A 350-nucleotide genomic window follows, 5' to 3' on the forward strand; every position below is an offset into this window, starting at 1 on the left:
AACTCGACTGACCACGGTGTCCCGCCCCGTGCGGGCGGGCATCCCATGCCCAGAATGGAGGCGTCCATGCCTGACTTTCCGGCCCGACCCTCACCGCGCGCCCTGACGCTGGGGACGCTGACCGGCGTGCTGGCACTGATCACCATTTTGGGCGGAACGGTCCTCGCGGCCCGCGCCCAATCTGCCGCACCGGTCTGTGTGCTGGCGCTGGCACCGGAGGCGGCCCGATGATGACCTGCATCGACCCCGGCGCCGCCCAGGTCGCCCACGCCCGGGCCATCGTCTTGAACCCGGACGCCTATGCGCATCGCCTGTCGATCCGGCTGCATGCCTGGGCCGTCCTGAAAACG

General features: G+C 70.3%; 1 protein-coding gene. It reads left to right on the forward strand.

Features of this window, described 5'->3' with window-relative positions; genetic code table 11:
• Positions 1–66: 66 nt before the first annotated feature.
• Positions 67–231: a hypothetical protein gene (locus tag BYZ73_RS23305; RefSeq protein ID WP_181498187.1), complete on the forward strand. Its 165-nt coding sequence runs from the start codon at positions 67–69 to the stop codon at positions 229–231.
• Positions 232–350 lie beyond the last annotated feature (119 nt).

It is taken from the genome of Rhodovulum viride (assembly GCF_003265965.1).
GTDB lineage: Bacteria > Pseudomonadota > Alphaproteobacteria > Rhodobacterales > Rhodobacteraceae > Rhodovulum > Rhodovulum kholense.

Excerpts from the sequence above, each read along its gene's own strand:
- BYZ73_RS23305 (WP_181498187.1), top strand. The coding sequence starts at position 67 with ATGCCTGACTTTCCGGCCCGACCCTCACCGCGCGCCCTGACGCTGGGG.